Raw genomic sequence first — 14,354 nt, forward strand, 5'->3', positions numbered from 1 at the left:
GCCCCGGCGGTGCGCCCCCGGGGCTTGCCTTCTTGTGGCATAATCATGCCGAGAAAAGAGAAGGGAATCCCGCATGGCACGAACCGGTGCTCCGTCGACGACGCGTCGCACGCTCCATTACTTCTGGCTGGTCACCCGAAAGCACCTCGGGCTGTTCGCCGCGCTCATGACCGCGACGTTTCTGTTCGTGGCGCTGCTTTCGTACGGCAACCCCTACGTCATGAGCCTCGTGGTGGACCGCGTGAGCGCGGGCTCGGTGGCGCCCGACGAGGTGTTCGCGGTGTTCGGCCCTTACATCGCCGCGCTCATCCTCATCAACGTGGCCGGCCAGGCGGCCAGCAAGGTGCAGGACTACACGATGTACCGGCTGGAGATCGCCGCGTCCTACGACTTGGCCACCATGTCGTTCGACGCGCTGTCGAACCAGTCGATGTCGTTCCACTCAAACCGCTTCGGCGGCACGCTGGTCAGCCAGACGACGAAGTTCATGAGCGCCTACCAGCTGCTGCTGGAAACCATCACGTTCCCGTTTCTGCCGGTCATCTGCTCGGTGGTGTTCACCTGCGCCATCCTCGCGCCGCGGGTGCCGGTGTACGTGGCCATCCTCATGGTGCTGCTGGCGGTGTACGCGGGCGTGTCGTACTACATGTACAAGCGCATCCTGCACCTCAACGAGCAGGCGGCCAGCGCGCAGAACCAGCTGTCGGGCGAGCTGTCCGACTCGGTGGCGAACATCCTGGCGGTGAAGACCTACGGGCGCGAGGACTACGAGCGGGGGCTGTTCGACCAGGCGAACCGCGAGGTGGTGGCGCGCGACTCGAAGCGCATGTGGGCTTCGCTGACGCGCGGCATCGTGACGGCGTGCATCACCATCGCCATCATGAGCGTGGTGGCCGTGTTCATCGCGGGCGGCAACGCGTGGTACGGCATCACGCCCGGCACGCTCGTGGTGATGTTCACCTACACCTACACGGTGACGAACCAGTTCAACTTCATCAACAACGGGCTGCAGCGCTTCAACCGCGCGTTCGGCGATGCGAGCGGCATGACCGTCATCCTCGACGAGCCGCGCCTCGTGGACGACAAGCCCGGCGCGCCGGAGCTCGAGGTGCGCGAGGGCGCCATCGACTTCGAGGGCATTGACTTCTGGTACACCGACGGCGACGCGTGCACGCACGTGTTCGACGACTTCGAGCTGCATATCCCCGCAGGCCAGCGCGTGGGCCTCGTGGGCACGAGCGGAGCGGGGAAGACCACGCTCACGAAGCTCCTGCTGCGCTTGTCCGATATCCAGGAGGGGCGCATCCTCATCGACGGCCAGAACATCGCCGAGGGGACGCAGCAGTCGCTGCGCCGCCAGATCGCCTACGTGCCGCAGGAGGCGCTGCTGTTCCATCGCAGCATCGCCGAGAACATCGCCTACGGGCGGTCCGACGCCACGATGGAGCAGATCCGCGAAGCGGCGCGCCAGGCGAACGCGCTGGAGTTCATCGAGCGGCTGCCGCAGGGCTTCGATACCGTCACGGGCGAGCGCGGCGTGAAGCTGTCGGGCGGGCAGCGCCAGCGCATCGCCATCGCGCGGGCGCTTCTGGCCGACTGCCCGGTGCTCGTGCTGGACGAGGCCACGAGCGCGCTCGACTCCGAAAGCGAGCAGCTGGTGCAAGACGCGCTGGCCACGCTCATGCGCGGCCGCACGTCCATCGTGGTGGCGCACCGTTTGTCCACCGTGGCCAGCCTCGACCGCATTGTGGTGCTCGACGGCGGCAAGGTGGCTGAGGACGGCCCGCACGCCCAGCTCATCGAGCAGGGCGGGGAGTACGCGAACCTCTGGAGCCGCCAGACGGGGGCGTATTTGGAAGAGGAGTGACGCTCCGCGAAGGGGGCGTCCTTGCGCGGGCCGCCGCGCGCCGTGCGCTTCGCGCGGTCAACCCTTCGTCAATGAGCGTCCTACGCTTCGCGCACCAGCGGCTTCCCGGCAGCTTCGACGCGCTATCGTGTGCGACCGTGAAAACGGAACCGAAGCGAAAGGGCTGGCCATGACCTCTTTATGGGAAGCGACTGCCGTGCGTCCGCGCGAGGGCGCTCGGATGCTCGAAGGCGACGTGCGCGCCGACGTGCTGGTCATAGGCGGCGGCATGGCGGGCGTTTTGAGCGCCTACCTGCTGACGCAGGCAGGATGCCGATGCGTGCTTGCCGAGAAAGACCGGGCGGGTGGGAGCGTTACGGCGAACACGACGGCGAAGGTGACCGCGCAGCACGGCCTTGTGTACGACAAGCTCGTCAAGCAGGAAGGGCCCGACCGGGCGCGCCAGTACTTCGAGGCGAACCAGGCGGCGGTCGAGGGGCTGCGGCAGCTCGCCGCCTCCGTTCCCTGCGATTTCGAGGAGCGAACGGCGTACGTGTACGCCGAGCAGTCCGCCGCCGCCCTCGAACGCGAGCGGAACGCCTACGAGCGGTTGGGCATCCCGCATCACGAGCTGGCGAGCGCTCCCGTGCCGCTGCCGAACAAGGGTGCTCTCGGCATGGAGCGGCAGGCGCAGTTCAACCCGCTCAAGCTGCTCTACGGGCTGCTCCCCTCCATCGACGTGTACGAGCACGCCTTCGTGACCGGCGTCGAGGGCAACACGGCGCGCACGGATCGCGGGTCGATCACCGCCGACTACATCGTCTACGCGACGCATTATCCGCTGGTCAACGTCCCGGGACTCTACTTCATGAAGGAGCACCAGATGCGCTCGTACGTGATCGCGCTGGAAGGGGCGCCGTTGACGGACGGCATGCTCATCAGCGACGGCGGCGGCTTCTCCTTCCGCACGTACCGGGACTTCCTGCTGGTGGGAGGCGGCGGGCACCGCACCGGAGAGGGGCCGAAGCCGAGCGAGGGCTACGCCGAGGTCCGCTCGTTCACGGATGCGGCGTACCCTGAGGCGCAGGAGCGCTACGCGTGGGCCACGCAGGATTGCATGAGCCTGGACCACCGGCCCTACATCGGCGTGCATCGTCGCAGCCGTCCGAACCACTACGTGGCGACCGGGTTCAGCAAATGGGGCATGACCGGCTCGTACGTCGCCGCGCGCACCATAACCGACCTCATCGTGAAAGGGAGGAGCTCGGTGCAGGGCCTCTTCTCGCCGCAGCGCTCCATGCTGCATGCCAGCTTGTTCTCGAACCTGGGCACCTCGACGGCGAACCTGGTGAAGCCGGGCCGCCGATGCTCGCACTTGGGCTGCTGCCTCGCGCACAACGACGTGGAGGACTCATGGGACTGTCCCTGCCACGGCTCGCGCTTCGCCGCCGACGGCACGGTGCTGGAAGGGCCGGCAACGAAGCCGATCTCGGTGTGAAAGCGGCAGCGGCTCCTCCGATCCCGCGACGAACGTGCTATACTAAACGAACAAGTGTGCTGGTTAGGTGAGGAAGGGGTCGGCGCGATGGAGCGCACGTACGTGTGCATAGATTTGAAGAGCTTCTACGCCAGCGTCGAATGCGTCGACCGCGGGCTGGACCCGTTGACGGCGAACCTCGTCGTGGCCGATCCCGACCGCACGGAGAAGACCATCTGCCTGGCCATCACGCCGTCCATGAAGGCGCTCGGCCTGTCCAGCCGTTGCCGCGTGTTCGAGATCCCCGAGAACGTGGACTACGTCATGGCGAAGCCGCGCATGCAGCGCTACATGGAGGCGTCGGCCGACATTTACTCCATCTACCTGCGCTTCGTGTCGCCCGAGGACGTCCATCCCTATTCCATCGACGAATGCTTCATCGATGCGACGCCGTACCTGTCGCTGTACCGGACGAGCGCCCGGGAGTTCGCCGTCATGCTCATGGAGGCGGTGCTGGCCGAGACGGGCGTGCGCGCCACGGCAGGGGTCGGGCCGAACCTGTTCTTGGCGAAAGTGGCGCTCGACATCACGGCGAAGCACGCCCGGGACTGCATCGGCTTTCTCGACCAGGCCGAGTTCGAGCGCACTATCCAGACCCACCGGCCCATCACCGATATCTGGAACATCGGCCCGGGCATCGCGAGGCGCCTGGCGAAGTACGCGGTGTACGACCTGCGCGGCGTATGCGAGATGAGCGAGGCCACGCTGTACCGCGAGTTCGGCGTGAACGCGGAGTATCTGATCGACCACGCCCACGGCGTCGAGCCGTGCACCATCGCCGACATCCACGCCTACGAGCCGAGCGGGCATTCTCTGGGCAACGGCCAGGTGCTGCCGTGCGACTACTCGTTCGAGGAAGCGCGCGACGTGCTGCGCGAGATGGTGGATCAGCTGGTGCTCGATCTCGTGGAGAAACGTCTGGTCGCCGGATCGATATCGCTGTACGTGGGGTACGCGAAGGGTCCAGGCGAGCGTGCGGGCGAATCGGACGGCGCGTTCTTCGACGGCGGCCACGGCAGGCGCCCCGCAAGCGGCCGCCGCGGTTTCTCTCACACCGGCTCCACGCGCAGGCAGGCGGATCGCACGAACCTCTACTCGAAGCTCATGCCGCGGTTCCTCGACCTGTTCGACGAGACCACGCGCAAAGACGCGCCCATCCGCCGCATCAACGTGGGCGTCGGCGGGGTGCTCCCCGAGGAGTTCGCCACGATGGACCTGTTCTCGGACGTGGAAGCGGAGGCCGAGGAACATCGCCTGCAGCAGGCCGTGCTGGCCGTGAAGGGGCGCTTCGGCAAGAACGCGCTTCTGCGCGGCACCAGCTTGAAAGAGAAGGCCACGGCGCGCGAGCGCAACGAGCAGATCGGAGGGCACCATGCCTGAGCGCCGACCCCGCGCCGACCGCGCGCAGCAGTTCATGCCGTTCGCCGCGCTCAAAGGCTACTACGACCTCATCCGCGAGCGCGAGCGCGTGGCAGAGCCGAAGCGCGAGCTGACCGACGAGCAGGCGCTCGAGCTGTCGCGAAAGCTCTCCCAGCTGAAACGGCGCGAGATGGCGTGCATCGTCCACTACGACGGCGAAGCGTACGTCACCGCGCGCGGCCTGGTCAGCGACATCGACCTCGCGGGCCGCACCGTCACCGTCGTCCGCACCCGCATCCCCCTCGACGACATCGCGGACATCCGGACGGACGCGTGACGCATCATCGCCCGAAAAACACGCTCGAAGGCCGTTTTGCGTGTTTTTCGGGCGATGATGCACGTGCGATGGTGCATCAAAGGTACCTTCCGGTGACGCTCTCGGGGTTGTCGGCCACTTGCTCGGGAGTGCCGACGGCCACGATGCGGCCTCCGGAGGCGCCGCCGCCGGGGCCGAGGTCCACCACGTAGTCGGCGTTGGCGATGACGTCCAGGTCGTGCTCGATCACGACGACCGTCGCTCCCTGCTCCACCAAGCGCTCGAACACGCCCAGGAGGGTGCGCACGTCGAGCGGGTGCAGGCCGATGGTGGGCTCGTCGAACACGAACACGGCATCGTCCTGCGCCCGGCCCATCTCGCTGGCGAGTTTCAGGCGCTGCGCCTCGCCGCCCGACAGCGCCGGCGTGGCCTCGCCCAGCGTGAGGTAGCCCAAGCCCAGCCTGTGCAGCGTGTCCAGGCGGGCGCGCGCCTTCTTCAAGCCGGACGCGGGCGTGCGCGCCTCGTCCACGGTCATGGCCATGAACTGGGGCAGCGTGCAGCCGGGATCCTCGCAGCCCTCAGCGGCGCGGTGGATGCGGGAGGCCTCCGGGGCGTAGCGCGAGCCTCCGCACACGGGGCAGGTGATGTCCACGTCGGGCAGGAACTGCACGTCCAGGCTGATGGAGCCCGTGCCGTCGCATTCGGGGCAGCGCAGCTTCCCCGTGTTGTAGGAGAAGTCGCCCGCTTTCAGCCCGGCCGCCTTGGCTTCGGGCGTGCGCGCGAAGGCGCGGCGCAGCTCGTCGTGCACCCCGGCGTAGGTGGCCACGGTGGAGCGCACGTTCGAGCCGATGGGCGTGGCGTCGATGAGGTTCGCCCGCTCGATGCCCGCGGCTTCGATGCGCTTGACGTGGGCGGGAAGCTTCGCGCCGCTCGCGTTCGCGACGAGCGAGGGGATGAGGCTTTCCAGCACGAGCGTCGTCTTGCCCGAGCCGGACACGCCGGTGACGGCGGTCAAGCGACCGCGCGGGACGGCTACCTCGAGCGGCTTCACGGTGTGCAGTGCCTCGGTGGCCAGCTCGATGCTTCCGTGGGCGAACACGTCGGCGGCGGGAATGCGCTCGCGCACGCGCACGGTTTCCGCGCCGGAGAGAAAACCGCCTATCAACGAGGCGGGGTTCGCCTCCACCTCGGTCAGCGTCCCTTGCGCGACGATCCTTCCGCCGTCCGCGCCCGCGCCCGGCCCCATCTCCACGAGCCAGTCGGCGGCGGCCAGGATGCGCGTGTCGTGGTCCACCATGACCACCGAGTTGCCGTCGGCGAGCAAATCGCGCATCACCTCGACGAGCCCGTCGATGTTGGAGGGGTGCAGGCCGATGGACGGCTCGTCCAGCACGTACAGCACGCCGGTGGTTCGGTTGCGCACGGCGCGGGCCAGCTGCACGCGCTGGCGCTCTCCGGTGGACAGCGTGGAGCCCGCGCGATCGAGCGCGAGATAGCCCAGCCCCAAATCGACGAGGCGGCGCGCCGTGTGCTGGAACGACTCGACGATGTTGTGCGCCATCGGGCGCATCTCGGGCGTGAGGCCTTCGGGCACGGCGTCCGTCCAGGCGACCAGCTCGTCGAGGGTCTTCGCGGACGCCTCGGCCAGGTCGATGCCCGCAACCTGCGGGAGGCGCGCCTCCGGGGAGAGGCGCGTGCCGTCGCACTCGGGGCAGACGCCCTGCTTGAGGAAGCGCGCCACGCGCCCCAGACCCTTCTCGTCCTTCACCTTCGCCAACGCGTTCTCCACGGTGTAGACGGCGTTGTAGTAGGTGAAGTCCAGCTCGGCGAAGGTGTCGGTCTTCTTCGCCTTGTACAGGATGTGCTTCTTCTCGGCTGGGCCGGAAAACACGATGTCGCGCTCGGCGGGCGTCAGCTGGTTGAAGGGCACGTCGGTGCGCACGCCCATCTCGCGCGCGACCTGCTTCATGAGGTCCCACATGAGCGTGCTCCAGGGCGCGACGGCGCCTTCGTCGATGGCGAGCCCCTCGTCGGGCACCAGCGAGTCCAGGTCCACGGTGCGCACGATGCCCGTGCCGTCGCACTCGGGGCAGGCGCCGCCGCTGTTGAAGGCCAGGTCCTCCGCGCCGGGGCCGAAGAACTCCACGCCGCAGACGGGGCACGTGATGGGGCGCTCGGCGGCGACGTTCAGCGTGGGCGGCACGCGGTGGCCGTTCGGGCACACGTGGCTGCCGGCGCGCGAGAACAGCAGGCGCAGGCTGTTCAGCAGCTCGGTGGACGTGCCGAAGGTGCTGCGCACGCCGGGCACGCTGGGCCGCTGGTGCAGGGCGAGCGCGGCGGGCACGTGCAGCACCTCGTCCACGGAGGCGCGGCCCGCCTGCGTCAGGCGGCGGCGCGTGTAGGTGGAGAGCGCTTCCAGGTAGCGCCGCGACCCCTCGGCGTACAGCACGCCCAGGGCGAGCGACGACTTGCCCGACCCCGACACGCCCGCGATGCCGACGAGCCGGTTCAGCGGGATGCTGGCGTCGATGTTCTTCAGGTTGTGCACGCGCGCTCCGCGCACCTCGATGCGGTCGGGGCCGTGCAGGTCGCGGCCTGCGTCGGCCGCCGTCGCGCTCTGTTGATCCATGGTGCGCCTCTTGGGGTTCGTCGGGTGTCGTCGCCGTTTTCGGCTCTGCGTTTCGTCGAAGCGTATGGTAGCACGAGCGCGGTCGGCTCGCGTGCCGCGGATGCGGAGGAGCGCATCGGTTGGCGACGGTTCGCAGCCGAAACATTTAGCCCCTGTTGACCATCGGCCCTCGGAAACGTGCCGGAAAAATGAACTTTCGGTTCAAGTATAGTAAAGAGTTCAAGAACCTGCTTTAATGAGTTCAATTTATCCGGAGCGAAATTGAACTTACGGAGCGATGATGACCGAGAAGCAGGAAACGTTCGCCGAGCGTCTGGCCCGCGCGATGGCAGCCAAAGGCTACAAGCAGGCCGATCTCATCCGCATCGCGGGAGATCGCGGCATGAAGCTTGGGAAAAGCCAGGTCAGCCAATATGCGAACGGCAAAACGGTGCCCCGCAGGCCCGTGGGGGAGGTGCTGGCCGACGTGCTGGGCGTGCCCGCCGCATGGCTGATGGAGGGCGCGGGGGAAATTGAACCTGAAACCGTGTCCCGCGGCACCGCGGACGGCGTGAGCAGGCCGGCAAGCGCATCGCAGGGCGCAGGGGGAGCGGCCCCCGCAGCCGGGGCGCACGCGGACGCCTCCGCGACGCCGATCATCGACCGTACCGAACCGAGGAGCGATACCATGCGCGAGATCAAGAAGTCGACCAAGCTGGACAACGTACTGTACGACGTGCGCGGGCCGGTGGTGGAGGAAGCCGAGCGCATGGAGGAGGCCGGCGCGCGCATCCTGAAGCTCAACATCGGCAACCCGGCGCCGTTCGACTTCCGCGCGCCTGAGGAGATGGTGTTCGACATGAGCCGCCAGCTGGCCGAATGCGAGGGCTACTCGTCGGCGAAGGGCCTGTTCTCGGCGCGCAAGGCCATCATGCAGTACGCGCAGCTCAAGCACATTCAGGGCGTGGACATCGATGACGTGTACACCGGCAACGGCGTGAGCGAGCTCATCAATCTCAGCATGCTGGCGCTGCTGGACAACGGCGACGAGGTGCTGGTTCCTTCGCCCGACTACCCGCTGTGGACGGCGTGCGTCACGCTTGCCGGCGGCACGCCGCTGCATTACGTGTGCGACGAGCAGGCGGAATGGTATCCCGATATGGACGACATCCGCAAGAAGATCACGAGCCGCACGAAGGCCCTCGTCATCATCAACCCGAACAACCCCACCGGCTCGCTCTACCCGCGCGAGGTGCTGCAGGAGCTCGTCGACATCGCGCGCGAGCACGACCTCATCATCTTCTCGGACGAGATCTACGACCGCATCGTCATGGACGGTTTGGAGCATATCTCCATCGCCTCGATGGCGCCCGACGTGTTCTGCGTCACGTTCAGCGGCCTGTCGAAGTCGCACATGGTGGCGGGGTACCGCATCGGCTGGATGGTGCTTTCGGGAGACAAGGCGCGGGCGCGCGACTACATCCTGGGCGTCAACATGCTGTGCAACATGCGCATGTGCTCGAACGTCCCCGCGCAGTCCATCGTGCAGACGGCTCTCGGCGGACACCAGAGCGTGCAGAGCTACATCGTGCCGGGCGGGCGCGTGTACGAGCAGCGCGAGTACGTGTACAACGCGCTGAACGACATCCCCGGCGTGACCGCGGTGAAGCCCAAGGCGGGCTTTTACATCTTCCCGAAGCTCGACGTGAAGAAGTTCAACATCACGGACGACGAGAAGTTCGCGCTCGACCTGCTGCACGAGAAGCGCCTGCTCGTGGTGCACGGCGGCGGCTTCAACTGGAAGAAGCCCGACCACTTCCGCGTGGTGTACCTGCCGCGCATCGAGGTGCTGGGCGACGCCATGCGCGACCTGGGCGACTTCTTGAGCCGCTACCGGCAAGCGTGAGGGCGCGCGCCTACGCCTTGCCTTTCACCATGGACAGCGAGATCTTGCCGCGATCCTTGTCGATGCCCGTCACCCACACCGTGACCGTGTCGCCCACGGCCACGACTTCGCTCGGATGGCGCACGAAGCGGTCGGCCATCTTGGAGACATGCACGAGGCCGTCCTGCTTCACGCCGACGTCCACGAACGCGCCGAAGTCGACGACGTTGCGCACCGTGCCGGTAAGCTCCATTCCCACGGTCAGGTCGTCGAAGTCGCGCACGCCCTCGCTGAACACGACCTCCGGCGCATCGTCGCGGGGGTCGCGGCCCGGCTTTTCCAGCTCGGAGACGATGTCGCGCAGCGTGGGTGCGCCAACGCCCAGCTCGGCCGCCAGCGCGTCCACGTCGCCGAGGCGGCTCGCGAAGTCGGGGACGCCGCCGTCGGCGAGCGCTTCGGGCTTCACCTTCGCGCGCTTGAGCAGTTCGTTTGCGACGGCGTAGCTTTCGGGGTGCACGCTCGTGGCGTCCAACGGGTTCTTGCCGTCCGAGATGCGCAGAAAGCCCGCGCAGTTCTGGAAGGCCTTCGCGCCCAGCTTCGGCACCTTCTTCAGCTGACCCCGGTCGGTGAACGCGCCGTGTTCCTCGCGGTAGGCGACGATGTTCTTGGCCACTGCGGCGCTGATACCCGACACGTAGCCCAGCAGGCTCGCGCTGGCGGTGTTGAGGTCCACGCCCACGCGGTTCACCACGTTCTCCACCACGCCCGTCAGCGCGCGCTCGAGCGCCGCCTGGTTGAGGTCGTGCTGGTACTGGCCCACGCCGATGGCCTGGGGCGGGATCTTCACGAGCTCGGCCAGCGGATCCTGGAGGCGGCGCCCCAGGCTCATGGCGCCGCGCGTGGTGACGTCGAGGTCGGGATACTCCTCGCTTGCCAGCTTGGAGGCCGAGTACACCGAGGCGCCGGCCTCGTTCACGATGGTGTAGCGCACGGGCGCCTTCGACCGGGCGATGTAGTCGGCCACCACCTCCTCGGTTTCGCGGCTGCCCGTCCCGTTGCCGATGACGATGACGTTGATGCGGTGCTTCTCGACGTAGGCGGCCAGCTGGGCCTGCGTTTCCTTTACCTGGGAGCGCGGCGGGGTGGGGTAGACCGTGGTGTGGTCGAGCAGCTTGCCGTACTCGTCCAGCACGGCCACCTTGCAGCCCGTGCGGTAGCCGGGGTCGAGCGCGATGATGCGCGCCCCACGCACGGGACGCTGCTGCAGGAGGTTCTCGGTGTTCTTGGCGAACACGCGGATGGCATCGGTCTCGGCGCGCTCGGTGAGCTCGGCGCGCAGGTCGCGCTCCACCGACGGCGCGATCAGGCGCTTGTAGCCGTCCGCGATTGCGGCTTTCAAAGGGGCTGCGAAGGGACCGTCGCCGCGCAGGATGCGGCGTTCCAGCTGGCTGATGGCCGCATCGGCGTCGGTGCGCACTTTCACCTTGAGCTTCTTCTCCTTCTCGCCGCGGTTGACGGCGAGGATGCGGTGGTTGGGGATGCGCGACAGGGGTTCGGAGAAGTCGTAGTACGCCTCGTAGACGGTTTTCTCGGACGCGTCGACGGCTTCGACGGAAAGCGCGCCGTTTCGCTTGGTGGCCGCGCGCAGGCAGGCGACGTGCTCGGCGTCGTCGGCGACGACCTCGGCCACGATGTCCTGCGCGCCTTGCAGCGCATCCTCAGGCGTGGGGTATCCCGCCTCCGGGTTCACGAGGCCGGAGGCCACGGCCAGCGGGTCCTTGGCGCTGCGGTCTTGCGCGAGGATGAGCAGCGCGAGCGGCTCGAGCCCGGCGTCGCGCGCCTTCGAGGCGCGGGTGGCGCGCTTCTTCCGATAAGGCTTGTACAGGTCCTCGACGCGCTGCATGACCGTGGCCTCGTCGATCTTCGCGCGCAGGTCGGCCGTGAGCTTGCCCTGCTCCTCGATGGCGCGCAGCACCTCGTCCTTGCGAGCCTCGAGGTTGCGCAGGTAGGTCAGGCGCTCGTCCAGATCGCGCAGCGTCGCATCGTCGATGCCGCCGGTGGCCTCCTTGCGGTAGCGAGCGATGAACGGGATGGTGTTCCCTTGGTCTACGAGGTCGATGACGGCCGCGACCTGCGCGGCGGTCAGGTTCAGCTCCCGGGCGATGGTGGTTTGGATGGATGGCATGGGTGAATATCTCGCTTTTGGCTTCAGGTGGTGATAACGTGTTCAGTCATTATAGACGAGCGGACGGAAAGCAGGAGCGCGATGAATATCCAGGTGTTCGGAACGAAGAAGAGCTTCGACACGAAGAAGGCGCAGCGTTACTTCAAAGAGCGGCGCGTGAAGTTCCAGTTCATCGACCTGAAGGAGAAGGGTATGAGCAAGGGCGAGCTGGAGTCGGTCGCCCGCGCGGTCGGCGGCATCGATGTGCTAGTCGATCCGAAGGCGAAGGATGCCGACACGGTGTCGCTGCTCGCGTACCTGTCGCCCGATCAGAAGTTCGACAAGCTGCTGGAGAACCAGCACGTGCTGGCCGAGCCCGTGGTGCGCAACGGCAAGCAGGCCACGGTCGGCTACGCTCCCGACGTGTGGAAGACGTGGGAGTGATCGGCCATGCGTCTTCGCGCATCCGGATGTCGCCGAGCGAACGCTTTGCTGACGGGGCGCGCCGATCGGTTTCTTCACGGCATTCGAGCCCGCTCGGGCGGGATAGTATAGAATGAGCGCCATGCTGTAGAATTCGACGAGGAGGTTGTATCGTGGACGCGACCGATATGCGGTATCTGGAACTTCTATCCCGGCTGTTTCCCTCTGCGGACAAGGCTTCGGCGGAGATCATCAACCTCAGCGCCATTTTGAATCTGCCGAAAGGGACCGAGTTCTTCGCCTCCGACATCCACGGCGAGTACGAGGCGTTCTCCCACACCCTGAGGAACGGCTCGGGCTCCATCCGGCTCAAGATCGACGACGTGTTCGGCGATTCGCTGAGCGAGAACGAGAAGCGTTCGCTGGCCACGCTCATCTACTATCCGCGCGAGAAGATGGAGCTCGTGCTGTCGCAGGTGGACGATGCCGAAGCGTGGTACGCCGTCACGCTGCAGCGCCTCGTCGCCGTGTGCAAGCGCGCCGCGCAGAAGTACACGCGCTCGCGCGTCCGCAAGGCGCTGCCGAAGGATTTCGCCTACATCATCGAGGAGCTGATGACGGAGAACCGCCACGGCGTTGACAAGCAGGCCTACTACGCCGCCATCGTGGACGCCGTCATCCGAACCGATCGCGGCGGCGCGCTCGTCGAGGCGCTGTGCCTGCTCATCCAGCGCTTGGCTATCGAGCGCCTGCACATCGTCGGCGACATCTACGACCGCGGGCCGTATCCGCACATCATCATGGACGCGCTCATGGAGCACCACTCCCTCGACATCCAGTGGGGCAACCACGACATCGTGTGGATGGGCGCCTCGCTCGGCCAGCGCGGCTGCATCGCGCACGTCGTGCGCAACTGCGCGCGCTACGGCAATCTGTCCATCCTGGAGGACGCCTACGGCATCAACATCCTGCCCTTGGCCTCGTTCGCGCTCGAGGCGTACAAGGACGACCCGTGCGTCGCCTTCGGCCTCAAGGGCAACCCGGACCTCCCGCCGCAGGAGCTGGAGATGAACGTCAAGATCCAGAAGGCCATGGCCATCATCCAGTTCAAGGTGGAGGCGCAGCTCATCGACGAGAACCCCGGCTTCGGCCTGGAGGATCGCAAGCTGCTCGACAAGATCGACTACGAGAACGGCACGGTGATGCTGGACGGCGTCGCCTACGAGCTGACCGACACGGTGTTCCCCACGGTGGATCCGGCCGACCCTTACCGGCTGACGCCCGAGGAGGAAGAGGTCATGCAGCGCCTCGAGCAGGCGTTCACGGGCTGCGAGAAGCTGCAGCGCCACATGCGCTTCTTCCTGGATGCGGGCAGCCTGTACAAGGTTTGCAACGGCAACCTGCTGTTCCACGCATGCGTGCCGCTGAACGCCGACGGCTCCCTCATGGAGACGGAGGTGTTCGGCGAGACGTACAAGGGCCGTGCGCTGTACGACGTCATGGAGCGCTACGTGCGCGCGGCGTTCGACGACGCCGACCCGGAGCTCGCCAAGCGCGGGCGCGACCTTTTGTGGTATATGTGGCTAGGCGAGGGATCGCCCCTGTTCGCCAAGAGCAAGATGGCCACGTTCGAGCTGTACCTGATCACCGAGAAGGAGGCGCGCAAGGAGGTCAAGAACCCGTTCTACTCCTATCTCGACGACGAGCACGTGATGGGCGGCATCTTCGAGGACTTCGGCATGGATCCCGAGACGTCGCGCATCGTGTGCGGGCACGTGCCGGTGAAGGTGAAGGACGGCGAGGATCCGGTGAAGTGCGGCGGCCGCGTGCTCACCATCGACGGCGGCTTCTCGAAGGCCTACCAGCCCACCACCGGCATCGCCGGCTACACGCTGATCTCGAACTCCTACGGCTTCGTGCTGGCGGCTCACGAGCCGCTCGAGTCGATGCGCGCCGCCGTGGTGAACGAGCTGGACATCCATTCGTCGCGCAAGGTGGTCGAGCTGGTGGACAAGCGCACGCTGGTGGCCGACACCGACAACGGCGCGGTGCTCAAGCAGCAGATAGCGGACTTGGAAGAGCTGCTGGAAGCCTACCGCAACGGCATCGTGGCGGAAAAGGAGTAGGAAAGCTCGTCTCTCAGGGTTCGGGAACGTAACGACGCTGCTACGGCTCAAGGTTTCGAGAAGACAGGTTGGCCTCATCTGTTAAAATTT

Annotated in this window: 9 protein-coding genes; 7 read left to right on the forward strand and 2 right to left on the reverse strand. The window is 66.7% G+C overall.

Annotated features, from left to right (window positions below; all coding sequences use genetic code 11):
- The first annotated feature begins 73 nt into the window (after positions 1–73).
- From GT613_RS11960 to GT613_RS11975, 4 genes are all read left to right on the forward strand, one after another.
- Positions 74–1,867: an ABC transporter ATP-binding protein gene (locus GT613_RS11960; protein WP_161172636.1), complete on the forward strand. Its 1,794-nt coding sequence runs from the start codon at positions 74–76 to the stop codon at positions 1,865–1,867.
- Positions 1,868–2,036: 169 nt separating this feature from the next.
- On the forward strand, positions 2,037–3,344 hold the full coding sequence (locus tag GT613_RS11965) for an FAD-dependent oxidoreductase (RefSeq protein ID WP_035578263.1): 1,308 nt from the start codon (positions 2,037–2,039) through the stop codon (positions 3,342–3,344).
- A gap of 87 nt (positions 3,345–3,431) precedes the next feature.
- Positions 3,432–4,763 carry a DNA repair protein gene (locus tag GT613_RS11970; RefSeq protein WP_009608574.1) on the forward strand — a complete coding sequence of 444 codons (1,332 nt, stop codon included), beginning with the start codon at positions 3,432–3,434 and terminating at the stop codon, positions 4,761–4,763.
- Positions 4,756–5,079, forward strand: coding sequence for a YolD-like family protein (locus GT613_RS11975; RefSeq protein ID WP_161172637.1), 324 nt, complete (start codon positions 4,756–4,758; stop codon positions 5,077–5,079). The genes GT613_RS11970 and GT613_RS11975 overlap by 8 nt, the downstream gene beginning before the upstream one ends.
- Before the next feature lie 76 nt (positions 5,080–5,155).
- Here the strand turns inward: GT613_RS11975 and GT613_RS11980 are convergent, their stop codons facing one another.
- Positions 5,156–7,687, reverse strand: coding sequence for an excinuclease ABC subunit UvrA (locus GT613_RS11980; RefSeq protein WP_009304387.1), 2,532 nt, complete (start codon positions 7,685–7,687; stop codon positions 5,156–5,158).
- A 277-nt stretch (positions 7,688–7,964) separates the two neighbouring features.
- Here GT613_RS11980 and GT613_RS11985 point away from each other — a divergent pair, with 277 nt between their 5' ends.
- Positions 7,965–9,572: an aminotransferase class I/II-fold pyridoxal phosphate-dependent enzyme gene (locus GT613_RS11985; RefSeq protein WP_009304386.1), complete on the forward strand. Its 1,608-nt coding sequence runs from the start codon at positions 7,965–7,967 to the stop codon at positions 9,570–9,572.
- A 10-nt stretch (positions 9,573–9,582) separates the two neighbouring features.
- On the opposite strand, the gene GT613_RS11990 is transcribed toward GT613_RS11985, so the two are convergent.
- Positions 9,583–11,736, reverse strand: a complete 2,154-nt coding sequence (locus GT613_RS11990; RefSeq protein ID WP_009608522.1) for a Tex family protein — start codon at positions 11,734–11,736, stop codon at positions 9,583–9,585.
- 81 nt (positions 11,737–11,817) lie between these two features.
- Here GT613_RS11990 and GT613_RS11995 point away from each other — a divergent pair, with 81 nt between their 5' ends.
- Both GT613_RS11995 and GT613_RS12000 read left to right on the forward strand, forming a co-directional pair.
- On the forward strand, positions 11,818–12,159 hold the full coding sequence (locus tag GT613_RS11995; protein ID WP_009608529.1) for an arsenate reductase family protein: 342 nt from the start codon (positions 11,818–11,820) through the stop codon (positions 12,157–12,159).
- A 152-nt stretch (positions 12,160–12,311) separates the two neighbouring features.
- The gene (locus GT613_RS12000; protein WP_009608523.1) at positions 12,312–14,264 is read left to right on the forward strand and encodes a fructose-bisphosphatase class III; all 1,953 of its coding nucleotides are present in this window, start codon (positions 12,312–12,314) and stop codon (positions 14,262–14,264) included.
- Positions 14,265–14,354 lie beyond the last annotated feature (90 nt).

Origin of the sequence: Eggerthella sp. BIOML-A4, assembly GCF_009875575.1 — a bacterium.
In the GTDB taxonomy this organism is placed as follows: Bacteria; Actinomycetota; Coriobacteriia; order Coriobacteriales; family Eggerthellaceae; genus Eggerthella; species Eggerthella lenta.